The organism is Streptomyces sp. NPDC005706 (assembly GCF_040631045.1).
Lineage (GTDB): Bacteria > Actinomycetota > Actinomycetes > Streptomycetales > Streptomycetaceae > Streptomyces.
On sequence record NZ_JBEXYS010000007.1, the window covers coordinates 14413 to 40689 of the forward strand.

Sequence of the window (26277 nt, forward strand, 5' to 3'; positions counted from 1 at the left end):
CGGGCGGGGCTTCCCGCTTTTCCGCGCCTCTCAGACCGTGTCCAGCGACACCTCGGTCGCCTTGATCAGGGCGACCACGTCGGACCCCACGAAGAGGCCGAGGTCCTCGGCCGCGTCCCTGGTGATCGCGGCGGTCAGCTCGCCGCCGGTCACGGCCACCTTCACAGAGGCCATGACCTCGCCCCGGGTGAGACGGGTGATCGCGCCGGGAAGCTGGTTGCGGATCGACAGGCCCTCGATCCTGCTCGTCGAGAGGGAGACCTCGGTCGACTTCACCAGGGCACGGACGGCGGTGCCGGGGGCGAGGGCGAGTTGCTCGGCGGCCTCCCGGGTGACGGCGGCCGTCAGCTCCTGGCCGCCGTCCAGGCGCACCTTGACGATCGCCATGACCTCGCCGGGGTGGACCTCGGTCACGTCGCCGGGGAGCTGGTTGCGGATGCTCAGTGTCATGATGACCCACCGTAGAGCTGCCGCCCGGTCAGGCTGGGTATGCGTGGGTCTGCGCCGCCTTCACTGTCGCCCAGACCGACGCACCCGGATGCAGGTCCAGCTCGGCGGCGGCCACTGTGGTGAGGTCGGCGACCAGGGGAAGTTCGCCGGTGAGGTCGGCGCGGATCTGGTCGCCGTGGGACTCCAGGCCCGCGACCTCGCACGCCCACAGGTTGCGGGCGCTGGCGCCGGTGGGCCGGTCCCGGAAGAGGGCGACGGCGGTCGGCGGGAAGGCCACGAAGACGGGGCCGGACAGGTCCTCCGTCGTCGTCACCGAGGGGCCCGCGTCCAGCCGTACGGTGTGCCCTGCGGCCTGTCCGCGGTAGAGGTTGAGGCCGACGAGCCGGGCGATGTAGTCGGTGCGCGGCCGGCGGGCGATCTCCGCGGGGGTGCCCTGCTGGACGACGTGGCCGTGCTCGACGACCACCAGCCGGTCCGCGAGCACCATGGCGTCCAGCGGGTCGTGTGTGACCAGCACGGCGACGGCCTCGAACTCGGCGAGGTGGCGGCGGAGCTGGGCCCGGACCTCCAGGCGGGTGCGGGCGTCCAGCGCGGCGAGCGGTTCGTCCAGGAGCAGCAGCCTGGGCCGGGTGGCCAGGGCGCGGGCGAGCGCGACGCGCTGGGCCTGGCCGCCGGACAGACGGCGGGGCTTGGCCCCGGCGTGCCCGGCGAGGCCCATGCGGTCCAGCCAGGCGGCCGCCTGCGCGCGCGCCTCGGCCTTGCCCGCGCCGTGACAGCGCGGCCCGAACGCCACGTTGTCCAGGGCGGACAGGTGCGGGAAGAGCAGATAGTCCTGGAAGACGACGCCGACCGGCCGGGACTCCGGCGGGGTGCGCTTTAGCGAGGTGCCGTCCAGTCGCAGGTGGCCGCCGGTGAGCGGGAGCAGCCCGGCGAGGGCACGCAGTGCGGTGGTCTTGCCGGCGCCGTTCGGGCCCAGAAGCGCGATGACGTCGCCGGGGGCGGCGGTCAGCGCCACGTCGAGCCGGAAGTCCGCCCGGTCGACCACGAGCCGGGCGTCGAGCCCCTGTTCGCCACCGGTCCTCGGGCCGGTTCCGGCGGGGGCGCCGGTTCCGGCCATGGCGGCCGGCTTTGCCGCCGGAACCCGCGTGGGGTCGGCTTCGGTCCTCACCTCGCCCTCCATGCCCACCTCGCCCGGCCTCCTCACCTGGTCCTCCGTCCCCATCGTGCCCTCATGCCCCCGTCATCCACCGGTCGCGCAGTCCCGCCAGCACCGCGATCGACACGGCCAGCAGGACCAGGCTCAGGGAGATGGCCGCCTCCGGGTCGTTCTGCAGGGCGAGGTAGACGGCCAGCGGCATGGTCTGGGTACGGCCGGGGAAGTTGCCCGCGAAGGTTATCGTCGCGCCGAACTCGCCGAGCGCGCGGGCCCACGCCAGCACCGCGCCGGCGGCGACACCGGGGGCGATCAGCGGCAGGGTGACCCGGCGGAACGCGGTGAACCGCGAGGCGCCGAGCGTGGCCGCCGCCTCCTCGTAACGCGGGTCGGCGGCACGCAGGGTGCCCTCGACACTGATCACCAGGAACGGCATCGCGACGAAGGCCTCCGCGATCACCACACCGGCGGTGGTGAAGGGCAGGGTGATCCCGAACCACGCGTCCAGCCACTTGCCGACCACCCCGTTGCGGCCGAGGGCGAGCAGCAGGGCCACGCCGCCCACCACCGGGGGCAGGACCAGCGGCAGGGTGACCAGGGCCCGTACGAGACGGCGGCCGGGGAAGTCGGTGCGGGCGAGCAGCCAGGCCAGCGGCACGCCCAGCACCAGACTGACCCCGGTCGCCGCCGTGGCGGTGACCAGGGACAGCTGGAGGGCCTGCCACACCTCGGCGCTGGTCAGCTGATCGGGCAGGCTGCCCCAGGGGGCGCGGACGAGCAGTGCGAGAAGGGGCAGCAGCAGGAACGCCAGGGCCACGACACCGGGCACCAGCAGAGGCAGCGGCACCCCGCGCGCGCGTCGGCGCCGCGGCCCGCCCGTGCGGGGGCCGGCCGCGGTGCCGGGCTCGGCGGGCGGGGTCACGGCTGGAGGAACCCGGCCCCGCCCAGGACCCGGCGGCCCTCGGCGGACCGCACCAGCGCGATGAACGCCTTGGCCGCCGCGGCGTTGCCCGCGTTCTTGAGCAGGGCGATCGGGTAGTCGTTGACGGCCTCGGCCGACTCGGGGAACTCCACGCCCTCGACCTTGTCACCCGCCGACTTCACATCGGTCTTGTAGACCACGGCGGCGTCGGCCTCCTTCAGCTCCACCTTGGTCAGTGCGCTCTTGACGTCCTGCTCGTAGGAGACCGGCGTCAGCTTGAGCTTGCTCGCGTCGAGGGCCTTCTGGGCGGCCGCGCCGCACGGCACCGTCCTGTCGCACAGCACGACCTTGAGGCCGGACCTGGTGAGGTCCTTCAGGGAGGACACCTTGCCGGGGTTGCCCGGCAGCGTGGCGATCTCGAGCTGGTTGCGGACGAAGGTGGCGGGGGTGCCCACCGCGTCCTTCTTGTCCGTGACGATCGCCATGGTCTTCGGGCTGGCGGCGGCGAACACGTCGGCCGGCGCGCCGCTGGTGATGCTCGCGGCGAGCGTGTCGCTGCCGCCGAAGTTGAAGCTGACCTTGGTGCCGGGGTGCTGCTTCTCGAACTCCTTGCCGAGGGTCGTGAAGCTCTCCTTGAGGGAGGCGGCTGCGAACACGGTGACCGAGCCGGACAGCTTCGGGGACGCGGAGCCCGAGGTGTCCGAACCGCCGGCCGGCGAGTCGTCGGAGGAAGAGGAGCAGGCGCTGAGCGATATCAGGGCGGCGGCTCCCGCACCGGCCAGCTGCAGCGTCCGCCGGGTCCGGCGCACGGAACGGGTCATCACGGATCTACTCCTCGAGTCCTCGGACGAGCTGTCGCACCCTGCCACGGCCGCTGCCGGCCATGCGTCGATGATACTGCCGCATCTGCAAGGCGTAAGTCTGCTGTCTCTTCGCATGAGCAAGAGAGTTTCGCCGATGAGCTGGCATGTGCGTTTGTACGGAGGGGACGGCTGGGTACGGTCATCCGGGAGGTGGTCGCAGGTGACGCTCGCGGAACTCGCCCTGACCGGTGATCTGTCGCGCCCCACCAGGCTGACCGTGCCGGATCTGCTCGGCCGGCCGCAGCACCGGGTGGCGGTCGGTTTCGAGTGCGCCACCAGTGGCGTCCAGCGTCACCGGTTCAGCGGCCCGCGCCTCCACGACGTCCTGGCCGACGCCGGTCCGTCGTTCGACCCGGCCCGGCGCAAGGACCGGCTGCGCTTCCTGATCGCCGTCACCGGCAAGGACGGCCACCACGCCGTACTGTCCTGGGCGGAGATCGACCCCGACTTCGCCGGGGCCGCCGTACTGCTCGCCGTCACGATCGACGACACCCCGCTGGACGCGGCCGGCCCTCAGCTGGTGCTGCCGCAGGACCGGTGCGGGGCCCGGCACGTCAGCGGCATCACGGCGATCCGGGTCGACGGGGGGTACGGCTTCGGCGCGCCGGGACCGGTCCCGGCCGGTCGCACGCGCACCGGGTGAAGGCGAGGGGGCCGGACGCGCGCGGTGGGATCCGGTCAGACCCGGTCGATGTGCACGTTGGTGGACTTCACGCGCGCGGTGGCCTCCACGCCGACCTCCAGGCCCAGTTCCTCCACGGCCTCACGGGTCAGCAGCGACACCAGCCGGTGCGGGCCCGCCTGGATCTCCACCTGGGCGGCGACGTCGCCGAGCTTGATGGCGGTGACGATGCCGGGGAAGGCGTTGCGGACGGAGGTGTAGGGCGCGTCGTCCTCGCCGCCGCCCGTCCCGGCGAGTTCGACCGAGAACGCGGCGAGGTCCTTGCCGTCGATGAGCCGCCGCCCGGCCTCGTCGCGGTGGGTCGCCACCCGGCCGGCGTCCGCCCAGCGGCGGGCGGTGTCCGGGCTCACGCCGAGCAGCCGCGCGGCCTGGCCGATCGTGTAGGACTGCATGCCGGTCACGATAGGGCCATCACGCGGGAGCCGCGGACATCGGGTCACCCGCCCTGCCTGCCGTACCGCCGGCGGGCCGGTCCTCAGCCCGTGTGCACGCGCGGGCGGCGGGCGCGGTCCGGTTCCGCCTCGCGCAGGACCTCACGGGTGACCGGGGCGACCTCGCCCTGGCCGAAGAGGAAGAACCGCAGGAAGTTCGCGAACGGGTTGCCCTCGGTCCACTCGAAGTAGATGTGCGGGGTGCAGCCGGTCACGTCGCGTATGTGCAGGAGGAGCGCGGCGAGGGCGTTGGGGATGGAGGAGGACTCCACGGTCAGCACGCGGTAGCGGTTGTGCAGGACCTCGCCGCGTACCGTCAGGCCCGCCTCGAACTCGGAGGGGTCGGTGACGGTCACCTCGACGAAGACGAAGTCCTCCTGTTCCGGCATGTCGTTGTCGGCCCGGATCTGCTCGACCTTGTCGCGGTACTCGGCCTTGTCCCGTCCGTCGGGCTGGTTCGCGATGAACCGCATCTTGCGGCTGGCCATGTCCCTGACGAAGCGCTCCGCCATCGGGTCCATGACCACGCTGGTCACGCGCAGCTCGAAGGCGCGGGCCAGCCGGGACAGGAAGGAGACGAGGATGATGCCGGCGATGAAGCAGGCGCCGATCTTCACACCGTCCGGGCGTTCGATGACGTTCACGACGGTCGTGTAGAGGAACACCACCGAGATGACCGCGAAGGCGATGCTCCAGCGATGCTGCCCGGCCCGGCGCGCGGCGATGGTCACCGCGATCGCCGCGGAGCTGATCAGCACCAGCACGCCGGTGGCGTAGGCGCCGCCCTGCTTGTCCACGTTCGCGTCGAAGAGCCAGGTGACCAGGAAGGCGACCAGGGTGAAGACGATGACCATCGGGCGCACCGCCCGGGCCCAGTGCGGGGCCATGCCGTACCGGGGGAGATAGCGCGGCATCAGATTGAGCAGTCCGGCCATCGCCGACGCGCCCGCGAACCACAGGATCGCGATCGTCGAGATGTCGTAGACGGTGCCGAAGGCTCCGCCCAGGTACTGGTGCGCGAGGTAGGCGAGGGCGCGGCCGTTTGCCTGCCCGCCGGGCTTGAACTCGTTCTCCGGGATCAGCAGCGTGGTGATGAAGCTGGTGGCGATCAGGAAGCAGCTCATGATCAGGGCCGCGGTGGTCAGCAGCTTCTTGGTGTCCCGGATCCGGCCGGCCGGCCGCTCCTCGGTGTCTCCCTGCTCGCCCTGCACGTGCGGCATGACGGCCACACCGGTCTCGAAGCCGGACAGGCCGAGCGCGAGCTTGGGGAAGACGATCAGGGCGACACCGATCATCACGAACACGTTGCCGTGCTCCGCGGTCAGGGCACTGCTCCAGTCGGCCACCACGTGCTCGGCGGTGAGCACGTGCCAGAGGCCGTCGGCCACGACGACCAGGTTGAGCCCGAGGTAGATGCCGACCAGGGCGACGGCGACGCCGATGGCCTCGAGGAAGCCCTTGAGGAACACGGCGCCGAGCAGGGCGACCAGGAACAGCGTGATCACCATCTGGTGGCCTTGCAGCGCGCTGTTCAGGTGCGGATTCTCGACCAGGTGGGTGGAGGCGTCGGCGGCCGACAGGGTGATGGTGATCAGGAAGTCGGTGGCCGCGAAGCCCAGCAGGGTCAGCACGAACAGCTTGCCCTTCCAGAACGTCAGGAGCCGTTCCAGCATGGCGATGGAACCCTCGCCGTGCGGGCTCTCCTCGGCCACCCGGCGGTAGACCGGCAGGGCACCGGCCAGGGTCACGATCACCAGGACGATCGTCGCGATCGGTGACAGCAGGCCGGCCGCGAGAGCGGCGATGCCGGGCTGGTAGCCGAGGGTGGAGAAGTAGTCGACACCGGTCAGGCACATCACCCGCCACCAGCGCTGGCCCCGGTGCGGAGCCTCCGGCACGGCATGGGGCCCGGTATGGCCGCCGTGCTTGCCCATGTCGGACAGCCCCTCCAGCATCCAGGCGCGCAGGCGACTGGGAGGCGGGTGCTCGGTCGTGGCCATCGGCGTGCTCCAGGTGTGTGGCTCAGTGGTTTCCGGCCATCACGCGGACGGCGGCACCAGCGTAAGCAGAGAGTGACGTCGTGGCCTCTGGATCGAGGGTCGGGAGGCGTCAATCTTGCGTTAAGACTGGCCCGGCGGGAGCGGGCGAAGCGTCAAGAAGCGGAGGCCGGAGGCCGATGGAGGGGCATGGGAAGGTAGGGGGAGGGATGGCCGCAGGCCAGTGGGTGGCGGCCACCGAGCGTCATCTCGTACGACCCCTCCATGCTGCTCCCGCGCAACAAGATTCGCAGCCGCAGTGAGGTGTCACCCGGCCTCACAAGTCTCTGGTGTCCATGCGCCTGTGCCACGCGTTGCGCCGGTGGACGGCCACCAGGTCCGACTCGAGCGGCGACGGGGGCACCGCCAGCACCGGGCAGCAGGCGTGGGTGAGGCAGTGCCGGCAGACGTGGCCCGAGAAGGCCCGCTGCAGGCCCCGCCTGCCGGCGCCCACGACCAGCAGGTCGCTCTCGCGGTCGGCGGTCGCCACCAGCGCCCTGCCGGGGGTGCCGCGCACGATGACCGCGCGCATCGGCACCCCCGGCCCCTCCTCGCCGAAGACCTCGCCGAGCACCGAGGCCAGCCGCTGCTTGGCCAGCCGCTGCCACTCCTCGACCAGCAGGGCGGCGGCGGGGGAGCGGCGCGCGGTGGCGTCGCCCCCGGGCGGCTCCCAGGCGAGCACCGGCCATAGTTCGGCTCCCAGCCTCCGGGCCAGCGCTGTCGCCCGGCGCAGGGCCGTGACGCTGCCCAGGGAGCCGCTCACGCCGACCACCACACGGGCCGCCGCCGAGGTGTCGTAACCGGACATGACTCCACCGTTCCTCACGGATAGCCGCGGGCTCCGGCGCCGGCCGGGGCCGCGTGCAGGGCCTCCCTTCCATCCCACTCCCTGGTGCGTGACGAGACCAGCCGTACGGACCCTCCGGGCGGCGCCGTCTCAGTAAAATTCGCCGCCAGGTTCGAAACTTTCGACACCGAACTCCCGTGACCCTGTGAGGCGTGCATGCGGACGTACGACAACCCGGTCGTCCCCGGTTTCCACCCGGACCCCAGCGTCTGCCGGGTGGGTGACGACTTCTACCTGGTGTGCTCGAGCTTCGAGTACTTCCCCGGCATACCGCTGTTCCACAGCCGGGACCTGGTCCACTGGCGTCAGGTCGGCAACGTCCTGGACCGGCCGGGGCAGTTGGCGCTGCCCGACGACGTGCCCGCCTCCGGCGGTGTCCACGCGCCGACCGTCCGGCACCACGACGGGCTCTTCCACGTCATCACGACCGCCGTCGGCGCCGGGGGCACCTTCCTCGTCACCGCCGAACGCCCCGAGGGACCCTGGTCGGACCCGGTGTGGATCGACCTGCCCGGCATCGACCCCGACCTGGCCTGGGACGAGGACGGCCGGTGCTGGTGCGCCATGGCCGGCGTGACGGTCGCGCGGATCGACCCCCGCACCGGCGAAGTGCTGGAGGGACCGCTGCCGATGTGGTCCGGCACCGGCCTCAGGGACCCCGAGGCACCGCACCTGTACCGGGTCGGCGACTGGTGGTACCTGCTGATCTCCGAGGGCGGCACCGCGCTCGGCCACGGTGTCTCTGCCGCCCGCGCCCGCTCGCCGCGCGGCCCCTGGGAACCGGCGCCCGGCAACCCGTTGCTGTCCCATCGCGGCACCGGGCTGCCGGTCCAGTGCACCGGTCACGGCGACCTGGTCCGGGCCGCCGACGGCAGTTGGTGGATGGTGCTGCTGGGAACCCGGCCGCGTGGCCACTTCCCGGAGTTCCACGTACTCGGCCGCGAGACCTTCCTCGTGCCCGTGGAGTGGGTGGACGGCTGGCCCCGGCTCGGACCGGTGCGGGAGCGGCATCCGGCGCCGGCCGCCCGGGCGCCCGTCCGACAGCTCCCGGCACGGGACGACTTCACCGGCACGGCGCTGGCGCCGCACTGGATCTCACCGCGCCGCCGGCCGGACGGCTGCTGGTCGCTGACCGAGCGACCGGGCTGGCTGACGCTCGCGGCCACCGGAGACAGCGCCGATCTGCCCGGGCGCACCTTCGTCGGCCGCCGTCAGCAGCACCACGACTGCCGGGCCGCGGTCCTGCTGGACGCCGGGCCGTCGGCGCGGGCCGGGCTGTCCGTCCGCCTGGACGAGGCCCATCACTACGACCTGGAGGTGGCCGGGGGAGTGGCGTCCGTGATCGTGCGAATCGGCCCGGTGCGGCAGCGCGTCGCCGAGCACCCGGTGCCGGCGGGCCCGGTCATCCTGGCCGTCGACATCCGGGCGACCCGGAACGCCCGGCCCCTGAGCGGCCCCGACACCATCGCCTTCTCCATCGAAACTTCCGAAGGGCTCGTCCGGCCGGCCGGACTCGACGGCCGCTACCTGTCCACCGAGGTGGCCGGCGGGTTCACCGGCCGTGTCCTCGGCATGTACGTCACCGAGGGGCGGGCGGCCTTCGACTGGTTCTCCTACGAGCCCGTCAGCTAGTGCGCAACACCTTGACGCTCTTCACGTGCCTTTCTAGAGTCGCGGATCGGAACGTTCGGGAATTGGACCGAATGTTTCGGTCCACCGGAGTGTGCCGAACGAGGTGAGCGCCTGTGGTGGTCCCTGCTTTTTCGCGTCTGGAACCTCTCCGAAGCACTTCCGAAAGTTTCGAAGGAGCGCATGATGGGCGACCCCGCACTGTCCCGCCGCGGCTTCCTGGCGGCCTCGGTCGCCGCCGGCCTCGGGGTGACCGCACTCAGCGGCTGCGGCGGCGACTCGGACGGAGGGTCGTCCTCGGGGACGACCACGATCGAGTGGTGGAACATCTCGACCACCGAGCCGACCAAGACCGTCTGGGCCGGCCTCGCCAAGAAGTTCGAGGCCCAGAACCCCAAGGTGAAGGTGAAGATCGTCCAGCTCGAGAACGACGCCTACAAGTCGAAGATGACCGCGCTGACCGCCTCGGGGAAGCTGCCGGACATCTTCCACACCTGGGGCGGCGGCGTGCTCCGGCAGCAGGTCGACGCCGGTCTGGTCGAGGACCTCACCGACACCACCAAGGCCTGGGCCGACGGACTGCTGCCGGTGGCCAGGCAGCCGTACCTGCTGGACGACAAGGCGTACGGCATCCCGTTCGACATCGGCATGATCGGGTTCTGGTACAACAAGGCGCTCTTCAAGAAGGCCGGTATCAGCACACCCCCCACCACCTGGAACGGCTTCCTCGACGCCGTACGGAAGCTGAAGTCCGCCGGCGTCACCCCGATCGCCCTCGCGGGCAAGGAGAGGTGGCCCGGGATGTACTACTGGGCGTACCTCTCGATGCGGACCGCCGGCGCCGGGGCACTGCGGAAGGCCGGTGACAGCAAGGACTTCACCGGTGCCGACTTCGTCGACGCGGGGCGGCACCTGAAGGAACTGGTGGCTCTCCAGCCGTTCCAGAAGGGCTTCCTCGGAGCCGCCTACTCCACCCCGACCGGCCAGGCGGCCACCGTCGGCAACGGCAAGGCCGCGATGGAGCTCATGGGCCAGTGGGCCCCGGTCGTGGAGGCGGACGCGGGCAAGGGACTCGGCGCGGATCTCGGATTCTTCCCGTTCCCCGAGGTCGAGGGAGGCAAGGGGAAGATCACCGAGGTGTTCGGCGGCGGCGGTGGGCACGCGCTGCGCAAGGGCGCCCCGCAGGCCGCCGTGGACTTCCTGAAGTTCTTCGCGAGCGAGACCACCGACCGCGAACTGGTCAAGAAGACCGGGGTGCTGCCGGTCGTCCCGGCCGCCGAGAGCGTGCTCACCGACGCCAACCTCAAGGCCGTGCAGACCCAGCTGAAGGCCGCCACCGGCTTCCAGCTCTACCTCGACCAGGCCTACGCGCCCGCCGTCGGGCAGGAGGTCAACGACAGCGTCGCCGCGCTCATCGCCGGGTCCAAGTCGCCCGAGCAGGTCGCCCAGTCCATCACCAAGACGGCCAAGGAAGAGCAGTAGCCGCCGATGACCTCCACCTACCTCCCCGACCGGCGCAGCGGCCCGGCCGCCGACCGCCCGCCCCCGGCCGCGAGCGCGGTCCGCGGGCGGGCGCGACGGCGCACGCTGAACTGGCTCACCGCGGTCGGCTTCCAGCTCCCCGCACTGGTGCTGTTCACCGGACTGGTGCTGCTGCCGATGCTGTTCGCGCTGTACGCCGCCTTCTTCCGCTGGGGCGGATTCGGCATGCCCTCCGACTACACGGGCGCGGGCAACTTCAGCCGCCTCTTCCAGGACCCGGTCTTCCTGGGCGACCTGTGGCGCTGCCTGGTCCTGGTCGTGCTCTCGCTCGCCCTGCAACTGCCGTTCGCCCTCGCCATGGCGGTGCTGCTCAACCAGCGGCTGCGTGGCCGGGCGGTGTACCGGATGCTGTTCTTCGCGCCGTACGTCCTGTCCGAGGCCATCACCGGCGTGCTGTTCAGCATGATCTTCGCCCCCGACGACGGGCTCGCCGACCATGTCCTCGGCGCCGTCGGCCTCGGCGCGCTGGGCGGCGAGTGGTTCGCCGATCCCTCCTACGTCATGGCCACACTCTTCCTCGTCATGACCTGGAAGTACTTCGGCTTCCACATGATGCTGTACCTGGCCGGACTCCAGTCGGTCCCGGCCGAGTTGAACGAGGCGGCGCTGATCGACGGCGCCGGGCCCTGGCAGCGCTTCCGCAATGTCACCCTGCCGCTGCTCGCGCCCACCCTGCGCATCAGCGTCTTCCTGTCCGTCATCGGGTCGATCCAGCTCTTCGACCTGGTCTGGGTGGTCACCCAGGGCGGGCCCGACCACCACTCCGAGACGATGGCCGTGACGATGTTCCAGTACGGCTTCAAGCGCTACCAGGTCGGCTACGCCAGCGCGATCAGCGTGGTCATGTTCGGCATCTGCCTCGTCTTCGCCCTCGCCTACCAGCGGTTCGTGCTCCGCCGCGACCTGCAGGGGGCCACCACGACGATGAGGGGAGCCGGCACGTGAGACACCGGACCGTACGCACGCTTCCGCTGCACGTGATCCTCGTCGCGGTCGGCGCGATGATGGTCGTGCCCCTGCTGTACGCGATCCTCTCGGGCTTCAAGTCCACCGACGAGCTGTCCCGCAACCCGTTCGGTCTGCCCGACCGGTGGCTGACCGGCAACTACACCGGCATCCTGCGCTCCGGCGACTTCTGGCGGCTCCTCGGCAACAGCACCCTGATCGCAGTGGCGACGGCCGCGCTGGTGGTCGCGGTGTCCGCGCTCGCGGCCTTCTCCTTCGCCCGGTTCGCCTTCCGGGGACGGGAGTTGCTGTTCACCCTCTTCACGCTGGGGCTGATGTTCCCCTTCGCGGTCGCCGCCCTGCCGCTGTTCCTGCTGCTGCGCTCCCTCGGCCTGCTGGACAACCCGCTCGGCGTGATCCTCCCGCAGGCCGCCTTCGGGCTGCCGATGACGATCATCATCCTGCGCGGCTTCTTCCGGCAGATACCCGGCGAGCTGGAGGAGGCGGCCACGTTGGACGGCTGCAGCGCCTTCGGGTTCCTCTGGCGGGTGCTGCTGCCCATGGCCCGGCCCGCGCTCGGCACCGTCTCGGTCCTCGCCGTGGTCACGAGCTGGAACAACTTCCTCCTGCCACTGCTCGTGTTCACCGACAGCACCTGGTGGACGCTGCCCGTCGGCGTCCAGCAGTTCCAGGGCCAGTACTCGGCGGAGTACGCCCGTGTCTTCGCGTACCTCGTGCTCGCCATGGTCCCCGCCCTCGCCTTCTACTCGGTCGCCGAACGCCAGCTCGTCGGCGGTCTGACCGCGGGCGCCACCAAGGGCTGAGCCGCATCCCCTCGACAGACAGGAGTCGCACCATGCCCAGGACGCGCCTCGGACTCGTCGGCGCCCTCGCCGCCGTCCTCGTGGCCGCCGGTCTCGCCACCGGGCCCGCCGCCGAGGCCCACGAGCGGCAGCCCACCCTCGCCGGTCTCGCCGAGCGGCACGGCCGCTATTTCGGCAGTGCCACCGACAACCCCGAACTCGCCGACAGCGCCTACACGAGGATCCTCGGCAGTGAGTTCGACATGATCACCCCGGGCAACGGGATGAAGTGGTACGCCACGGAGCCGGAGCAGGGTGTCTTCGACTGGACCGACGGCGACCGGATCGTGAGCCTGGCGCGCCGGCACCACCAGCGGGTCCGCGCCCACACCCTCGTCTGGCACAGCCAGCTTCCCGACTGGCTGACCTCGAAGGAGTGGACGGCCGGCGAGCTGCGCGCCGTACTCAAGAAGCACATCACCACGGAGGTGCGGCACTACCGGGGCAAGGTCTACTCCTGGGACGTCGTCAATGAGGCGTTCAACGAGGACGGCAGCTACCGCGAGACCATCTGGTACAAGACCCTCGGCCCCGGCTACATCGCCGACGCGCTGCGCTGGGCCCACCAGGCCGATCCGCACGCCAGGCTCTACCTCAACGACTACAACATCGAGGCCGTCGGCCCGAAGAGCGACGCCTACCACCGGCTGGCCGCGGAGCTGAAGGCGGAGGGCGTCCCACTCGACGGCGTCGGCCTGCAGGCCCATCTGGCCCTGCAGTACGGCTATCCCGCCACCCTGGAGGAGAACCTCCGCCGTTTCTCGCGCCTCGGCCTCGACACCGCCCTCACCGAGGTCGACGTACGTATGCAACTGCCCGCGACCGACGGGAAACTGGCCGAGCAGGCCGCCTGGTACCGGGACCTGACCGAGGCGTGCCTGGCCGTCCGCCGCTGTGTGGGCGTGACGATCTGGGACTACACCGACAAGTACTCCTGGATCCCGGCCTTCTTCCCCGGTGAGGGTGCGGCCCTGCCCTGGGACGAGGAGCTGAACCCCAAGCCCGCCTACTCCGCGCTGCTGGAAGCGCTGCGGCAACGGGCGGTCACCTGACGTAGCCGGCCCCGGACACGGGTCGGGGCCGGTGCGCACCGTATGTGTGCGGCCGGCCCCTCAGGTCACCGGGCGGTGCGGCGGAACCGCCCGGAACGCTCGCCTAGGCGGCGGTCATCACCTGGTCCGCGCCGAGCGGGCGGTGCGGGGCGATGACGCGGCCGTCGGGCAGAAGCTCACCGGTGTCCTCGAAGAGCAGGACGCCGTTGCACAGCAGACTCCAACCCTGCTCCGGGTGGTGCGCCACGAGGCGGGCGGACTCCCGGTCGGCGGACTCGGCTTGCGGACACGGTGGCTGGTGCTGGCACATGGATGGGATCTCTCGCTCTGTCGTGGTCATGTCCGTCCCCCGTGGTGAATAGGTCGGTCGGAACCCAGTGTTGCCCTCCGGGCGTCAATCCGCAGGGATTTCGCGGCACCGCTTCTCACAGGTTCATGACGCGTCACCCGTGCGGACGGTTCATTCCAACTGCACTGTCAGTTCGGGTGGTTCTGGGGGGCCGGATAGGGCTAGTCCGGACGGCAGAGATCCTTTTCCGGCTCGTAGGAGCGGTTTATTGCTCGTACGAGCGAGCGGCTTCCGGAAAAACAGTCGTACCCCGCTTCCCTTCCGGGGAACGGGGTACGCGCGCGTCGTTCAGACAGGGATGGAACCGAGCAGCGGTACGGGAGTCGCCCGATGGGTCAGCACCGGAAGCAACTCGGCGACGCGGTGCGGCCGGTGGGCCGGGATACCGGGTGGCGCCGGGGCCAGTGGTACGAGCAGGTCGGTGGCGGCCGGATGCCCCTCGGCGGCGTCGGCGGTGACGTCGCCGTGCAGCCACAGGGTGAGCATGTACAGGCCGGGCACGGACAGCAGACGCGGCTGGTACGGCTGCGTCAACGCCTCGGCCTGCTGCAGGGCGCGCTCGGTGGAGGCGATCCAGGGGCCCTCGAAGAAGTGCGAGAAGGCCCATCCGTCCGGGGTCAGCTTGGTGTCGGCGGCGGCCACCGCGCGATCGCCCGCGCGGATCACGAAGCGCCAGCCGGCCGGCCTCGTCGCGGACATGCCCTGGGCGGTGATCCGGTCCAACACATGTACCGGGAGTGGGAGTTCGGGCGTCGTGGGTCCCTGAGCGGCGCGCAGGGAAGGAGTTCGGGCCTCGCGGACCGCGGTGGGGGAACCGAGGGCCGTGAGGACGGAACGGAGTGCGGGCGCGGGTGCGGCGGGCGCGTGCAGGGGCATGGTGGGTCGCCTCTCGTTCGACAGGCGCGGCGGCGCGAGGAGGGTGGGGCGGACGGCGCTGTCAGCTCACGGGTGGCCTGAGAGGTGGGGCCCGGTTCGATGAACGAGGGTGCGGCTGTGGTCTGCCGCTGAATCTACGGCAGGAACACGACAGAAACCTGGACCGCGGGCACCAACCTTAGGCCTTGTTCGCGAAGTTTATACGACGCGTGTTCAGACGATGTTTCGTCTACCGCATTCCGGCCGACCCGGCAAGGCGTCATTCAGCCGCTGATTCGCATGCATACATCCCGCTTTTCGCTCCCAGGAGGCCTCGCTGACCTCGCTGTACGCCGTCATCGCGGTCGGCCGATTGTCGTCGGCGTTTTTCACGAGGCGATCGGGGCACACGAACGTGCGTGATGCGGCATGCCCCGTGAATGTGCCGCCGGGAACATTCCGACAGAGTAGCGGGCGCCGGTCCCGCGCGGGACGTTATCGATCGCTTCCGCTGGGCATCATCCAGACCCGGGACCCCGGCGGCCGGTCTGCGGCCCGCCCATCCGAGGAGGGAAACCCAGATGGGGGAGAAGGTCGTGGCAGGGCAGTTCGACCTGTCCGATCGCCAGCGCTACCGCGAAAAGCTCCAGAAGTGCCTGACAGGACTCGAGCGGCTGCTGGACGAGAAGCGGTTCGACCGCGCCAAGAACCTCATGGGCGTCGAGATCGAATTGAATCTCGCCGGCCGTGACGGCATGCCGAAAATGTTGAACGGGCAGGTACTGGAGCGCATCGCGAGCCGCGATTTCCAAACGGAACTCGCGATGTTCAACCTCGAGGTGAACATCGCCCCGCACCGGCTGGGCGGCCGGGTTTTCGACCGGCTCGCCGAGGAACTGCGGACGTCGCTGGCGTACGCCGACCGAAAGGCCGGCGAGGTGGACGCCGGCATTGTGATGATCGGCATTCTGCCCACGCTCGACCGCGACGACCTCGTCTCCTCGAACCTCTCCGAGGTGGACCGCTACACGCTGCTCAACGACCAGATCGTGGCGGCGCGCGGTGAGGACTTCCGGCTCGACATCGATGGCGTGGAGCGCCTGAGTTGCACCTCGAAGTCCATCGCCCCCGAGGCGGCCTGCACCTCCGTGCAGCTCCACCTCCAGGTCACCCCGGCCCGCTTCGCCGATGTGTGGAACGCCGCCCAGGTGGCGTCCGCGGCACAGATCGCGGTCGGTGCCAACTCACCGTTCCTGTTCGGGCGCGAGCTGTGGCGCGAGTCCAGGCCGCCGCTGTTCCTGCAGGCCACCGACACCCGCCCGCCGGAACTCCAGGCGCAGGGCGTACGGCCGCGCACCTGGTTCGGCGAGCGGTGGATCTCCTCCGCCCACGACCTGTTCGAGGAGAACCTGCGCTACTTCCCGGCGCTGCTGCCGATCTGCGACGACGAGGACCCGCTGGAGGTCCTCGACGCCGGGGGCATACCGAAGCTCGCGGAACTGGTGCTGCACAACGGCACGGTGTACCGCTGGAACCGGCCCGTCTACGACATCGCGGACGGCGTGCCGCACCTGCGGGTGGAGAACCGGGTGCTGCCGGCCGGGCCGACCATCACCGACGTGATCGCCAACGCTGCCTTCTACTACGGCCTGGTGCGCGCCCTCGCCGAGGAGTCGCGCCCGGTATGGACCCGGCTGCCGTTCGAGGCGGCCGAGGCCAACTTCGACGCGGCCTGCCGGGACGGCATCGACGCCCGCTTCGTCTGGCCGCGCCGGGGCCGCTACGGCGGTACGGGCGAGGTCGACGCCGTCACCCTGGTCCGGGACGAACTGCTGCCGCTCGCCTCCGCCGGGCTCGACGCGTGGGGTGTGGAGGCCGCCGACCGCGACCTCTACCTGGGCGTCATCGAGGAGCGCTGCCGGCGCCGGGTGAACGGGGCGGCCTGGCAGTCGGCCACCTTCCACCGGGCCCTGGAGCAGGGCCTCGGCCGCGGGGCCGCGCTGGCCGCGACGACACGCCGCTACGCCGAGCTGATGCACGTGGGCGAGCCGGTGCACACCTGGCCGGTGGGGCTTCCGGAGCCGGTGCCGCTGGGCTGAGGAGAGGGCACGGCCGTCCGCTCCCGCGTCGAGCCGGGCCCGGCCAAGCGCTCCACGAGGCGATCCGGCATGCTGTGAGCTCGCACGGCCGGAGCGACGACAGGAGTGCACGTGGAGGCGGACCCGGCGGCCTACGGCCCTTCGCGGGGGCGGTTCCCGCGGCGGATCTTCCGGGACGAGACACTGCTCGTGCTGGCGCTCTCGCTCGGCGCGAGCGGGGTCTCCGCGCTGATCAGCTTCGTCGGGTCGGTCACGAAACCGGGCGGGCTCAAGGACCAGGCGGCCACCCTCAACGCGTCGGCCGCGCCGGGGCGTCCCTGGCTCGACCTGGCCTGGCAGCTCTTCGGCATCGCCTCCGCGCTGGTGCCCGTGGCCCTGGTCGCCCACCTGCTGATGCGCGAGGGCGAGAGCCTGCGCACGCTGGGCTTCGACCGCAGCCGCCCCTGGCCCGACCTCGGCCGGGGCGCGGGCGTCGCCGCGGTGATCGGCAGCACCGGGATCGCCTTCTACCTGGCCGCCCGCGGCCTCGGCTTCAACCTCACCGTGGTGCCCGAGGCTCTGCCCGAGGTGTGGTGGAAGTACCCCGTGCTCATTCTGTCCGCGGTGCAGAACGCGATCCTCGAGGAGGTCATCGTCGTCGGCTATCTGCTGCGCAGGCTGGGGCAGCTCGGCTGGACGGCGGGGACCGCGCTGGTGGCCAGCGCGATCCTGCGCGGCTCGTATCACCTCTACCAGGGCATCGGCGGCTTCATCGGCAACATGGTGATGGGTGTGGTCTTCGTCTGGCTCTACCGCCGCTGGGGCCGGGTCGGGCCGCTGGTGGTCGCCCACTCCCTGCTCGACATCGGCGCGTTCGTCGGATACGCCCTGCTCGCAGGCAAGGTGGACTGGCTGCCGACGGCCTGAGGGCGGGCCGGCCCGGGCCGGTCAGGCGAGCAGTTCACCCTCGATGACGGTGACCGCGCGGCCGGTCAGCAGGGTGCGGTCGCCCCGCAGACCGGTGCGGACCAGGCCGGAGCGACGGGAGGCCTGCAGCCCCGTGAGATCGTCCCGGCCGAGGCGGGCGGACCAGTGCGGGGCCAGCGCGGTGTGGGCGCTGCCGGTGACCGGGTCCTCGTCGATGCCGACGTTCGGGAAGAAGCAGCGCGAGACGAAGTCGTGTCCGAGGGACGGGTCGTCGGCGCGGGCGGTGGCGATGATGCCCCGCGTGGAGTGCGCCATCAGGGCCTTGTGGTCGGGGGCGAGGCCGAGCACCGTCCGCTCGTCGGCCAGCTCCACCAGCAGGTCGCCGACGTGGGGCCCGGTGTCGTAGGCGGCGAGCGGGTCGGCGCCCAGCGCCTTGCCGACGCCGTCCGGGATCTCCACCGCGGTGAGCGGGGCGGTCGGGAAGTCCATGGTGATCCAGCCGTCCGGGCCCGGCGTGGCGACGAGGACACCGCTGCGGGTGGCGAACCGGACCGGCCCCTCGTGAGCACCGGTGGTGTGCAGGACGTGCGCGGTGGCGAGCGTGGCGTGTCCGCACATCGCGACCTCGGCGACGGGCGTGAACCAGCGCAGCGCCCAGTCCGCCTCGCCGCCCGCGGGCAGCCGGTGCGCGAACGCCGTCTCGGCGTGGTTCACCTCCATGGCGACGTTCTGGAGCCGGTCGTCGTCCGGGAAGACGTCGTCCAGGAGCAGGACGCCGGCCGGGTTGCCGGCGAAGGGGCGGTCGGTGAAGGCGTCGACGATTCGGATGCGCATGGCGCAGACGCTAGGGCCGTGGCAGGCGGGTCACCAAGGCCAATCCGCGAGTCCTGGACCGATTTCGGCCGGGGGGCGCGGGCGGCGGACCCGTGGGACGCCACTTTTCGGACGGGTGCGGGAGGGCCTTGTCGTCCGATCGGTTCCGATATATCGTTGAGGCATCGCGTAAGAACGCGATGCGAACGTGACAGATCAGCGATGGAATGGAGTGATCACGATGCGCGGCCACGGATTTGAGCGTGGACATCGTCAGGACGGCCCGGGCCGGCACGGCCGGGGCGGGTTCGGCGGCTTCGAGGGGCGGCGGGCCGCCTTCGGGCCCTTCGGCCCGGGTGGCCCCGGCTGGGGACCCGGCGGGCCCGGCTTCGGACCGGGACAGTGGGGGCCGCGAGGGCGCGGCGGACCGAGGGGGCGGGCGCGGCGCGGTGATGTGCGCGCCTCGATCCTGGCCCTGCTCAAGGAGCGGCCCATGCACGGCTACGAGATGATCCAGGAGATCGCCGAGCGCAGCGGCGGCGCCTGGAAGCCCAGTCCCGGCTCGGTCTACCCCACCCTCCAGCTGCTGGAGGACGAGGGTCTGATCGTCAGTGAGAGCGAGGGCGGCAAGAAGCTGTTCGCCCTGACCGACAGCGGCCGCACGGCCGCCGAGGACGGCCCGGAGGCTCCCTGGGAAGAGGCCTCGCGCGGGGTCGACTGGGAGGCCCTCGGTGAGATCAGGCAGGCCGGCATGGGGCTGATGCAGGCCTTCGGGCAGGTGTGGAACACCGGGACCAAGGAGCAGCGCGAGAAGGCGCTGGCCGTCGTCACCGACGCCCGGAAGAAGCTCTACCTCATCCTCGCCGACGAGGACTGAGCCAGGTACGGCACCGGGGCGCCCCGCGGAACCTCCGCGGGGCGCCCCGGTGTCGACGGCTTGATCTCCTCCCTGAGGATGAGATCCCGGCGGGGGATGTCCACTCCGTGCGGGACGCGAAGATGGTTCCCCTCGCGGATGACCGGGCCGCCCGGGACTGATGAGGTGGCGGTGTGCATCCCCGTACAGCCCGCTGGAGCATCCCCGAGCAGGGAGTCCCGCACACGGACGACGATGCCGGGCTCGGTGCCGAGCTGGCGGCGGTGGTCGCCGGTGCCCGCCGCCGCGCGGTGCGAGACGGGGACCGCCAGATCGACACCGCCCACCTGCTGCACTCGCTCCTGGAGCACGACCCCGAGGTGCGGGCCGCCGTCGGAGGGGCCCCGCGGCTCGCCCGGCTGTTCGGCTACCTCGTGCAGCGCAGCATCGGCTACGGGCTGCGCTGGCAGAACGCCGTGGAGGGCTCCGGCGCGCTCGCCGTCGTACCCGGTCCCGCCGCGCGGGGCGGCGAGCGGGCGGGCGGCGGCGCGCACCGCGACACCGGTCACTGGTCGCCCGTCGCGGCCGTCGCCGTCGAGGAGGCCCGGCGGCGCGCACGGCGGCGCGGGGCGGCCCGGACCGGCGGCACCGACCTGCTCGCCGGGCTCGTCGTGGACCCGCGGTCCCGGGCGGTCGAGGTCCTCGAGCGCGCCGGCGTCCGGACCCGCGAACTGAGCGCCCGGCTCGACGGCCGGGCGGCGGACGTCGGGCCGTGACACCGTCCACTCGCTGAGACAGGTGTCAACGGGGGTGACGCTCATGTCAACGCCTGTCATCATGTGCCGGTGCCTATATCTGCAAGCAGCCGGGGCAGCCACGGCAAGGGCGTCGGGCTGGGTCTCGCGCTCCTTTCCGCGCTGGCCTTCGGCGGGTCCGGAGTCGCGGCGAAGCCGCTGATCGAGGCGGGGCTCGACCCGCTCCACGTGGTGTGGCTACGGGTGGCGGGCGCCGCCGTGGTCATGCTGCCGCTCGCCGTGCGGCACCGCACGCTGCCGCTCCGCCGTCCCGCGCTGCTCGCCGGGTTCGGGCTGCTGGCCGTGGCCGGCGTCCAGGCCTGCTACTTCGCCGCGCTCTCCCGCATCCCGGTCGGCGTGGCGCTGCTCGTCGAGTACCTGGCCCCCGCCCTCGTGCTCGGCTGGGTCCGGCTCGTGCAGCGGCGGCCGGTGACCCGCGCCGCCGCACTCGGTGTGGTCCTCGCGGCCGGCGGTCTCGCCTGCGTGGTCGAGGTGTGGTCCGGGCTGAGCTTCGACGCGTTCGGCCTGCTGCTCGCGCTCGGCGCCGCATGCTGCCAGGTCGGCTACTTCGTCCTGTCCGACCAGGGCAGCGAGGCGGGCGAGCAGGCGCCGGACCCGCTCGGCGTCATCGCCTACGGCCTGCTCGTCGGCGCCCTCGTGCTGACCGCCGTGGCCCGCCCGTGGACGATGGACTGGTCGGTGCTGACCGGCTCCGCGCGGATGAACGGCACCACCGTCCCGGCCGTCGCCCTGCTGGCCTGGATCGTCCTCGTGGCCACGGTCGTCGCGTACATCACCGGCGTGCTGTCCGTGCGCCGGCTGTCCCCGCAGGTCGCAGGGGTCGTCGCGTGCCTCGAAGCGGTCATCGCGACGGTGCTGGCCTGGGTGCTGCTCGGCGAGCACCTGTCCGCGCCGCAGATCATCGGCGGAGCGGTGGTCCTCCTCGGCGCGTACATCGCCCAGTCCTCCGCCCCCGCGAAGGGCGCGGGGGAGCCGGTGGCCGCGGGCGGTGGCGCGGAACGGGAGTTGTCGGCACGCGGAACGGCTGCCTAGAGTGCTGGTCATGACGTCCTACGCGCTCGTCCTTTCGCCGCCCGCCGCCTGAGGCGGGCCTCCGGAACGCACGCCCGGCGCGCAGCGCCGGGCGGGACGGTGCTGCCCGCAGACGAAGTCCGCGCGCCCCGCTGAGCCGGGCCGCCTTCCGAACTTCCGCACTCCGGTGCGCTTCTGCGGAGAGAATCCTCGTGTCGAACCCTGTCTCGGGCCTGCCCGTCGGGCGTGGCCTGCTCTATCTGATCGTCACCGGTGCCACCTGGGGCACCGCGGGCGCCGTCGCCTCGCTGGTCTACCGGACCAGCGAGATGGGTGCCTTCACCCTCTCCTTCTGGCGCTGCGCCGTCGGACTCGTACTGCTGCTGGCCGGCCGGCTGCTGCGCGGCCGCACCCGGGCGGCCGCGCCCGAACCGCTGCGCCGCAGGGCCGCGAAGGCCGCCGCCACCGGCATCGGGCTGGCCGTGTTCCAGACCGCCTACTTCGCCGCCGTGGGGTCGACCGGGCTCGCCGTGGCCACGGTGGTCACCCTGGGCGCGGGCCCGGTGCTGATCGCGCTCGGCGCCCGGCTCACCCTGGGGGAGCGCCTCGGCGCGGGCGGCGCCCTCGCCGTCGCCGGAGCGCTCACCGGGCTGGCCGTGCTCACCCTCGGCGGCTCCGCCGCGACCGTCCGGCCGCTCGGTGTGCTGTACGCGCTGGCGTCGGCGGCGGGCTACAGCGGCATGACGCTGCTGACCCGCCGCTGGGGGCGCGACGGCGCCGCCGACGCCTCCGGCACCACCATCGGCGCCTTCGCCGTCACCACCCTGTGCCTGCTGCCGTTCGCCCTGGGTGAGGGGCTGTTCCCGCACACCGGACACCCGGTGCGGCTGCTGGTCCTGATCGCGTACATCGCGTCCGTGCCCACCGCCCTCGCCTACGCCCTGTACTTCGCGGGCGCCGCCGTCGTCCGGTCCGCCACCGTCTCCGTGATCATGCTGCTGGAGCCGGTGACCGCGGCCGTGCTCGCCGTGGCACTCCTCGGCGAGCACCTCACGGCGGCCACCCTGGCCGGCACGCTGCTGATGCTCGGCGCCGTCGCGGGCCTGGCACTGGGCGAGGCCCGCGAGGCCGGTCGCCGCGAACCGGTCCCCCTGACCTCCTAGCTCACTGCGTCAGATAGTCCGGGAGCCCGATGCCGGGGGCCAGGTCCGGGTTGGGGACGGGGGCCTCGTAGCCCTTGCGGAGCGGCACTACCCCGGCCCAGTGCGGCAAGGACAGGTCCTCGGGCTCGTCGTTGGCCCCGCCGGTGCGGATCTTCGCGGAGACCTCGTCGAGGTCGAGGCGGATGACCGCGGTGGCGGCCAGCTCCTTCTTGTTCGCGGGCCGGGAGTCGGCGGCCCGGCCCGGTACGACCTGGTCCACCAGCGCGTCCAGGGCCAGCCGCCGCTCCTCGGGGTCGGTGACCTCGTGGGCGGTGCCGTGCACCACCACCGAGCGGTAGTTCATCGAGTGGTGGAAGGCGGAGCGGGCCAGGACCAGCCCGTCGACGTGGGTGACCGTCAGGCACACCTCGAGGCCGGGATCCGCCTCGCCGGTCATCCGCAGCGGGCGCGAACCGGTGGACCCGTGGACGTACAGCCGTTCGCCGACCCGGCCGTACAGGGTCGGCAGCACCACCGGCGCGCCGTCGCGGACGAAGCCGAGGTGGCAGACGTAGCCCTCGTCGAGTATCGCGTGCACCACGTCCCGGTCGTACGACGCCCGGTTCGCGGAACGCGTGGGCACGGTCCGGTCGGTCGGCGTGTACGCGACGGACGGCGACGAGGCTTCCCGGGTCCCCTGCATGGCGGTCTCCATTGCACTAGTGCATACTTGGTTTTGTGCTAGGAGAGTATCCGATCCAGGGCCGGGGCGCAGCGGAGATCGCGGCCAGTGTCGAGCGGGCGGTGGGCGCCGGGGAGCTGGAGCCCGGCCGGCATCTGCCGCCCATGCGGGACTTGGCGACCCGGCTCGGGGTGAACCCGAACACGGTCGCGGCCGCCTACCGCACCCTGCGCGAACGCGGGGTGATCGAGACCGCCGGTCGGCGCGGCAGCCGGGTACGCCCCAAGCCGGCCACGACGGGACGCGAGCAGATCCGGGTGGAGGTGCCGGCGGGCGTGCGGGACGCGGCCGACGGCAACCCGGACCCCGCGCTGCTGCCCCGCCTTGCGGCCGCATTCGCGGCGGCCGCCGCGCACGGCGACCGGGAGCCGGTCCTCTACGGGCACGATCCGGTGGAGCCGGAGCTGGCCCGGCTGGCCCGCGCCGCCCTGGACGCCGACGGGGTGCCGGACGGCCCCGTGGCCGTGGCCTCCGGTTCCCTGGACGTCATAGAACGAGTGCTAGCGGCCCACCTCAAGCCGGGCGACCGGGTGGCGGTGGAGGACCCCGGCTGGGGCAGCGTGCTGGACCTGGTGCCGGCGCTCGGCCTGCGGACGGTCCCCGTCGGCGTCGACGACGAGGGGCCGCTTCCCGGCGACGTCCGCGGCGCGCTGGAGTCCGGGGCGCGGGCGCTGATCGTCACCGACCGGGCGCAGAACCCGACCGGCGCCGCGCTGACCGCTACGCGCGCGCGTGCGCTGCGCGCGGTCCTCCGGGACCACCCCGCGACCCTGCTGATCGAGGACGACCACGGCCACGGCATCGTGGATGTGCCACTGCGTCCGCTGGCCGGTGCCACCCGCCACTGGGCCTTCGTCCGCTCCGTCGCGAAGGCCTGGGGGCCGGACCTGCGGCTCGCGGTTTTCACCGGGGACGCCGTCACCGTCGACCGGGTGCGCGGGCGCCAGCGGCTGGGCCCCGGCTGGGTGAGCCTGCTCGTGCAGCGGGCCGTGGTCGAACTGTGGCGCGGCGGCGCGGTGGACCCCCGCGAGGTGGCGGCCTCGTACGGCGCCCGCCGGGAGGCCCTCGTCGAGGCGCTGGCCGCGCGCGGGGTGGCGGCGCACGGCCGCAGCGGCATGAACGTCTGGGTGCCGGTCCCCGACGAGACGGGCGTGGTGGCCCGTCTGCTGCACGCGGGCTGGGCGGTCACCCCGGGCGCGCGGTTCCGGCTGGGCTCGCCGCCGGGCATCCGCGTCACGGTCTCGGCCCTCGCCCAGCGGGACATCGTCCCGCTGGCGGCGGCGGTCGCGGCGGCGGTACGCCCTTCCCCGGCCCGCTCCTACGGCTGAGGACCGCGCCGGGGGCCGGGTGGCGGCGGCTCAGGCCCTGGGCCTGACCTGGGTGAGCGCGGCCCCGGCGAGCACGACCACCGCACCGACCGGAGTGGTCCAGCGCAGCGACTCCCCGAGGATCGCCACGCCCGCCGCCGTGGCGATGACCGGGATGAAGTACGTGACCATCTGCGCCGTGGTGGGCCCGACCTCGGCGACGAGGCCGTACTGGATGAGCACCGCCAGCCCCGTGCCCAGAGCGCCCAGCGCGGCCACGGCCAGCAGCGGGACCACCGGGAAGTGGTCCGGGAACGGGGTGAACAGCGGGGTCACGACGGCCAGTTGCACCGTCGCCAGCAGGAGCTGGGCCCCCGTCATGGACAGATGCGAGTTGCCGGTCCCGGCCAGGGTGCGACGGACGTAGATCCAGCCGATCGGGTAGCTCAGCGAGGCGAGCAGCGCCATCGCCGTACCCGTCGCGTCCAGCCCGTGGAAGCCCTGCCAGGCGCCCAGCACCGTCAGTACACCGAGGAAGCCGAGGCCGAGCCCCGCGACGCGCACCCGGGTGGGCCGGTCCTCGGAGAGCGCGACCATCGACAGGGCCATGCCCCACAGCGGCGAGGTGGCGTTGCAGATGCCGGCCAGCGTGGAGGGGATGGTCAGCTCCGAGTACGCGAAGAGGGAGAACGGCAGGGCGTTCAGGAAGAACGCGGCGACCGCCATGTGACCCCACAGCCGGGCCCCGCGCGGCAGCCGCTCCCGCTTCACGGCCATCGCCGCCGCCAGCACCGCCGTACCGAAGACCAGCCGGCCGAGGGTGACCTGGAACGGCGCGTAGCCGTCCGTGCCCACCTTGATCAGCAGGAAGCTGAAGCCCCAGATCAGCGAGAGGGCGCCGAAGCGCAGCCGCCAGTCGAGGCGGGCGCGGGGCGGGGCGGGAGTTTCGGGGGACTGCGTCCGGGGTGAGGTGACCGTGCTCATGGCGTCAACGATGCGGTACCCAACCTCGTAGCACAATCGAGAATTTTCACCGGGTACCTCTTAGAATCCCTTACATGTTGAACCTGGAGCGCCTGCGCACCCTGGACGCCCTCGCCCGGCACGGTTCGGTCAGCGCCGCCGCCGACGCCCTGCACGTCACGACGTCCGCGGTCTCCCAGCAGCTCCGCAAGCTGGAGCGGGAGGCCGGGCAGCGGCTGCTGGCGAAGAACGGCCGGGGTGTCCGCCTCACGGACGCCGGGCGGCTGCTGTCGGAGCACGCGGCCCGCATCCTGTCCCAGGTCGAACTCGCCCAGGCCGATCTCGAGGCGCACCGCGGCCAGGTCGCCGGCGAGCTGCGTGTCTCGGCGTTCCCGACCGCGGCCCGCGGCCTGTTCCCCGCCGCGCTCGCCGACCTGCGCGGCCGGCACCCGGGCCTGAGGGTGCGCTCCAGTGAACTGGAGCCGGAGCACGGCATCGCCGCCGTCGTGCGCGGCGACCTCGACCTGGCCGTGGTCCTCGACTGGTACAACAAGCCGATGCCTGTGCCCGACGGCCTGGTCAAGGCGCCTCTGCTGGACGATCCGGCAGATGTCGCCATGCCGGCCGGGCATCCGCTCGCGGACCGGGACGAGGTGGACCTCGCCGAGTTCGCGGAGGACGAGTGGATCACCTGGGGCGAAGGCGAGTTCTGCCACGAGTGGCTGATGTTCACCCTGCGCTCCAAGGGCATCGAGCCGATCGTCGGGCACCGCGCCGGCGAGACCCACACCCAGCTCGGGCTGGTCGCCGCCGGGCTCGGCGTGTGCATCGCGCCGCTGCTGGGCCGGCACCCGGTGCCGCCGGGCGTCGTCATGATCCCGCTCAGTCAGCGGGTGCGGCGGCACGTCTACGTCGTCTGGCGCGCGGACGCCGACCGCCGCCCCTCGATCCGCGCCGCGGTCGAGGCGCTGCGGGCGGCGGCCGAGCGGGTGAGCGAGGTCTAG

At 72.2% G+C, this 26277-nt stretch carries 26 protein-coding genes; 14 read left to right on the plus strand and 12 right to left on the minus strand.

Annotation, left to right across the window (positions count from 1 at the left end):
- Positions 1-30: 30 nt before the first annotated feature.
- The 4 genes from ABZ478_RS14975 to modA form a co-directional block, all read right to left on the minus strand.
- The gene (locus tag ABZ478_RS14975) at positions 31-450 is read right to left on the minus strand and encodes a TOBE domain-containing protein (RefSeq protein WP_359549035.1); all 420 of its coding nucleotides are present in this window, start codon (positions 448-450) and stop codon (positions 31-33) included.
- Between the two features lie 28 nt (positions 451-478).
- Positions 479-1567, minus strand: a complete 1089-nt coding sequence (locus ABZ478_RS14980) for an ABC transporter ATP-binding protein (protein ID WP_359549564.1) — start codon at positions 1565-1567, stop codon at positions 479-481.
- 112 nt (positions 1568-1679) lie between these two features.
- Positions 1680-2525, minus strand: coding sequence for an ABC transporter permease (locus ABZ478_RS14985; protein ID WP_359549036.1), 846 nt, complete (start codon positions 2523-2525; stop codon positions 1680-1682).
- Entirely contained in the window at positions 2522-3346 is an 825-nt protein-coding gene (modA, locus tag ABZ478_RS14990; protein WP_359549038.1) for a molybdate ABC transporter substrate-binding protein, read from the minus strand. The genes ABZ478_RS14985 and modA overlap by 4 nt, the downstream gene beginning before the upstream one ends.
- Positions 3347-3548: 202 nt before the next feature.
- On the opposite strand from modA, the gene ABZ478_RS14995 reads away from it, so the two are divergent.
- Positions 3549-4031 carry a molybdopterin-dependent oxidoreductase gene (locus ABZ478_RS14995; RefSeq protein ID WP_359549041.1) on the plus strand — a complete coding sequence of 161 codons (483 nt, stop codon included), beginning with the start codon at positions 3549-3551 and terminating at the stop codon, positions 4029-4031.
- Between the two features lie 35 nt (positions 4032-4066).
- On the opposite strand, the gene ABZ478_RS15000 is transcribed toward ABZ478_RS14995, so the two are convergent.
- From ABZ478_RS15000 to ABZ478_RS15010, 3 genes are all read right to left on the minus strand, one after another.
- Positions 4067-4462, minus strand: coding sequence for a helix-turn-helix transcriptional regulator (locus ABZ478_RS15000; protein ID WP_359549044.1), 396 nt, complete (start codon positions 4460-4462; stop codon positions 4067-4069).
- Positions 4463-4545: 83 nt separating this feature from the next.
- Positions 4546-6501: an amino acid transporter gene (locus tag ABZ478_RS15005; RefSeq protein ID WP_359549046.1), complete on the minus strand. Its 1956-nt coding sequence runs from the start codon at positions 6499-6501 to the stop codon at positions 4546-4548.
- Between the two features lie 313 nt (positions 6502-6814).
- Positions 6815-7345 (minus strand): universal stress protein, encoded by a 531-nt coding sequence (locus ABZ478_RS15010; protein WP_359549048.1) that lies wholly within the window; start codon positions 7343-7345, stop codon positions 6815-6817.
- Positions 7346-7540: 195 nt separating this feature from the next.
- On the opposite strand from ABZ478_RS15010, the gene ABZ478_RS15015 reads away from it, so the two are divergent.
- The 5 genes from ABZ478_RS15015 to ABZ478_RS15035 all read left to right on the plus strand — a co-directional run bounded on the left by ABZ478_RS15015 (position 7541) and on the right by ABZ478_RS15035 (position 13415).
- Positions 7541-9016, plus strand: a complete 1476-nt coding sequence (locus ABZ478_RS15015; RefSeq protein ID WP_359549051.1) for a glycoside hydrolase family 43 protein — start codon at positions 7541-7543, stop codon at positions 9014-9016.
- A gap of 183 nt (positions 9017-9199) precedes the next feature.
- Positions 9200-10495, plus strand: coding sequence for an extracellular solute-binding protein (locus tag ABZ478_RS15020; RefSeq protein WP_359549053.1), 1296 nt, complete (start codon positions 9200-9202; stop codon positions 10493-10495).
- 6 nt (positions 10496-10501) lie between these two features.
- Positions 10502-11500, plus strand: coding sequence for a sugar ABC transporter permease (locus ABZ478_RS15025; protein WP_359549055.1), 999 nt, complete (start codon positions 10502-10504; stop codon positions 11498-11500).
- Positions 11501-11556: 56 nt separating this feature from the next.
- Entirely contained in the window at positions 11557-12324 is a 768-nt protein-coding gene (locus ABZ478_RS15030) for a carbohydrate ABC transporter permease (RefSeq protein WP_359549566.1), read from the plus strand.
- A gap of 32 nt (positions 12325-12356) precedes the next feature.
- On the plus strand, positions 12357-13415 hold the full coding sequence (locus ABZ478_RS15035) for an endo-1,4-beta-xylanase (protein WP_359549057.1): 1059 nt from the start codon (positions 12357-12359) through the stop codon (positions 13413-13415).
- Between the two features lie 103 nt (positions 13416-13518).
- Here the strand turns inward: ABZ478_RS15035 and ABZ478_RS15040 are convergent, their stop codons facing one another.
- Both ABZ478_RS15040 and ABZ478_RS15045 read right to left on the minus strand, forming a co-directional pair.
- A complete protein-coding gene (locus ABZ478_RS15040) occupies positions 13519-13725 on the minus strand; it encodes a DUF5999 family protein (protein WP_094214367.1) in 207 nt (68 codons plus the stop codon).
- Positions 13726-14052: 327 nt separating this feature from the next.
- The gene (locus ABZ478_RS15045; protein ID WP_359549060.1) at positions 14053-14640 is read right to left on the minus strand and encodes a hypothetical protein; all 588 of its coding nucleotides are present in this window, start codon (positions 14638-14640) and stop codon (positions 14053-14055) included.
- 560 nt (positions 14641-15200) lie between these two features.
- Here ABZ478_RS15045 and ABZ478_RS15050 point away from each other — a divergent pair.
- Both ABZ478_RS15050 and ABZ478_RS15055 read left to right on the plus strand, forming a co-directional pair.
- Positions 15201-16718 (plus strand): glutamate--cysteine ligase, encoded by a 1518-nt coding sequence (locus ABZ478_RS15050; protein WP_359549063.1) that lies wholly within the window; start codon positions 15201-15203, stop codon positions 16716-16718.
- 111 nt (positions 16719-16829) lie between these two features.
- Positions 16830-17624 carry a type II CAAX endopeptidase family protein gene (locus tag ABZ478_RS15055; RefSeq protein WP_359549066.1) on the plus strand — a complete coding sequence of 265 codons (795 nt, stop codon included), beginning with the start codon at positions 16830-16832 and terminating at the stop codon, positions 17622-17624.
- Between the two features lie 21 nt (positions 17625-17645).
- Here the strand turns inward: ABZ478_RS15055 and ABZ478_RS15060 are convergent, their stop codons facing one another.
- Positions 17646-18458: a PhzF family phenazine biosynthesis protein gene (locus ABZ478_RS15060; protein WP_359549068.1), complete on the minus strand. Its 813-nt coding sequence runs from the start codon at positions 18456-18458 to the stop codon at positions 17646-17648.
- A 220-nt stretch (positions 18459-18678) separates the two neighbouring features.
- On the opposite strand from ABZ478_RS15060, the gene ABZ478_RS15065 reads away from it, so the two are divergent.
- The 4 genes from ABZ478_RS15065 to ABZ478_RS15080 all read left to right on the plus strand — a co-directional run bounded on the left by ABZ478_RS15065 (position 18679) and on the right by ABZ478_RS15080 (position 22282).
- Positions 18679-19314 (plus strand): PadR family transcriptional regulator, encoded by a 636-nt coding sequence (locus tag ABZ478_RS15065; protein WP_359549071.1) that lies wholly within the window; start codon positions 18679-18681, stop codon positions 19312-19314.
- A 173-nt stretch (positions 19315-19487) separates the two neighbouring features.
- A complete protein-coding gene (locus ABZ478_RS15070) occupies positions 19488-20069 on the plus strand; it encodes a Clp protease N-terminal domain-containing protein (protein WP_359549074.1) in 582 nt (193 codons plus the stop codon).
- Positions 20070-20132: 63 nt separating this feature from the next.
- A complete protein-coding gene (locus tag ABZ478_RS15075; RefSeq protein ID WP_359549075.1) occupies positions 20133-21140 on the plus strand; it encodes an EamA family transporter in 1008 nt (335 codons plus the stop codon).
- Between the two features lie 191 nt (positions 21141-21331).
- On the plus strand, positions 21332-22282 hold the full coding sequence (locus tag ABZ478_RS15080; RefSeq protein WP_359549077.1) for an EamA family transporter: 951 nt from the start codon (positions 21332-21334) through the stop codon (positions 22280-22282).
- Between the two features lies 1 nt (position 22283).
- Here ABZ478_RS15080 and ABZ478_RS15085 read toward each other — a convergent pair whose 3' ends face one another.
- Complete coding sequence (locus ABZ478_RS15085; RefSeq protein ID WP_359549079.1) at positions 22284-22964, minus strand: pyridoxamine 5'-phosphate oxidase family protein; 681 nt, start codon at positions 22962-22964, stop codon at positions 22284-22286.
- Between the two features lie 35 nt (positions 22965-22999).
- Between ABZ478_RS15085 and ABZ478_RS15090 the strand changes: the two genes are divergently transcribed.
- Positions 23000-24331 (plus strand): aminotransferase class I/II-fold pyridoxal phosphate-dependent enzyme, encoded by a 1332-nt coding sequence (locus ABZ478_RS15090; protein WP_359549081.1) that lies wholly within the window; start codon positions 23000-23002, stop codon positions 24329-24331.
- Between the two features lie 30 nt (positions 24332-24361).
- Here ABZ478_RS15090 and ABZ478_RS15095 read toward each other — a convergent pair whose 3' ends face one another.
- Positions 24362-25294: a DMT family transporter gene (locus tag ABZ478_RS15095; protein ID WP_359549084.1), complete on the minus strand. Its 933-nt coding sequence runs from the start codon at positions 25292-25294 to the stop codon at positions 24362-24364.
- A gap of 74 nt (positions 25295-25368) precedes the next feature.
- Between ABZ478_RS15095 and ABZ478_RS15100 the strand changes: the two genes are divergently transcribed.
- Positions 25369-26277, plus strand: coding sequence for a LysR family transcriptional regulator (locus ABZ478_RS15100; protein ID WP_359549086.1), 909 nt, complete (start codon positions 25369-25371; stop codon positions 26275-26277).

What these genes read in the sequence shown, in the direction of transcription:
- ABZ478_RS15015 (WP_359549051.1), top strand. Translation starts at nt 7,541, where the DNA reads ATGCGGACGTACGACAACCCGGTCGTCCCCGGTTTCCACCCGGACCCC.
- ABZ478_RS15060 (WP_359549068.1), bottom strand. Translation starts at nt 18,458, where the DNA reads ATGCGCATCCGAATCGTCGACGCCTTCACCGACCGCCCCTTCGCCGGC.
- ABZ478_RS15045 (WP_359549060.1), bottom strand. Translation starts at nt 14,640, where the DNA reads ATGCCCCTGCACGCGCCCGCCGCACCCGCGCCCGCACTCCGTTCCGTC.
- ABZ478_RS15085 (WP_359549079.1), bottom strand. Translation starts at nt 22,964, where the DNA reads ATGCAGGGGACCCGGGAAGCCTCGTCGCCGTCCGTCGCGTACACGCCG.
- ABZ478_RS15005 (WP_359549046.1), bottom strand. Translation starts at nt 6,501, where the DNA reads ATGGCCACGACCGAGCACCCGCCTCCCAGTCGCCTGCGCGCCTGGATG.
- ABZ478_RS15095 (WP_359549084.1), bottom strand. Translation starts at nt 25,294, where the DNA reads ATGAGCACGGTCACCTCACCCCGGACGCAGTCCCCCGAAACTCCCGCC.
- ABZ478_RS15020 (WP_359549053.1), top strand. Translation starts at nt 9,200, where the DNA reads ATGGGCGACCCCGCACTGTCCCGCCGCGGCTTCCTGGCGGCCTCGGTC.
- ABZ478_RS15100 (WP_359549086.1), top strand. Translation starts at nt 25,369, where the DNA reads ATGTTGAACCTGGAGCGCCTGCGCACCCTGGACGCCCTCGCCCGGCAC.
- ABZ478_RS15040 (WP_094214367.1), bottom strand. Translation starts at nt 13,725, where the DNA reads ATGTGCCAGCACCAGCCACCGTGTCCGCAAGCCGAGTCCGCCGACCGG.
- ABZ478_RS14975 (WP_359549035.1), bottom strand. Translation starts at nt 450, where the DNA reads ATGACACTGAGCATCCGCAACCAGCTCCCCGGCGACGTGACCGAGGTC.
- ABZ478_RS15025 (WP_359549055.1), top strand. Translation starts at nt 10,502, where the DNA reads ATGACCTCCACCTACCTCCCCGACCGGCGCAGCGGCCCGGCCGCCGAC.
- ABZ478_RS15030 (WP_359549566.1), top strand. Translation starts at nt 11,557, where the DNA reads ATGATGGTCGTGCCCCTGCTGTACGCGATCCTCTCGGGCTTCAAGTCC.
- modA (WP_359549038.1), bottom strand. Translation starts at nt 3,346, where the DNA reads ATGACCCGTTCCGTGCGCCGGACCCGGCGGACGCTGCAGCTGGCCGGT.
- ABZ478_RS15065 (WP_359549071.1), top strand. Translation starts at nt 18,679, where the DNA reads ATGCGCGGCCACGGATTTGAGCGTGGACATCGTCAGGACGGCCCGGGC.
- ABZ478_RS15000 (WP_359549044.1), bottom strand. Translation starts at nt 4,462, where the DNA reads ATGCAGTCCTACACGATCGGCCAGGCCGCGCGGCTGCTCGGCGTGAGC.
- ABZ478_RS14980 (WP_359549564.1), bottom strand. Translation starts at nt 1,567, where the DNA reads ATGGCCGGAACCGGCGCCCCCGCCGGAACCGGCCCGAGGACCGGTGGC.
- ABZ478_RS15035 (WP_359549057.1), top strand. Translation starts at nt 12,357, where the DNA reads ATGCCCAGGACGCGCCTCGGACTCGTCGGCGCCCTCGCCGCCGTCCTC.
- ABZ478_RS15050 (WP_359549063.1), top strand. Translation starts at nt 15,201, where the DNA reads ATGGGGGAGAAGGTCGTGGCAGGGCAGTTCGACCTGTCCGATCGCCAG.
- ABZ478_RS15010 (WP_359549048.1), bottom strand. Translation starts at nt 7,345, where the DNA reads ATGTCCGGTTACGACACCTCGGCGGCGGCCCGTGTGGTGGTCGGCGTG.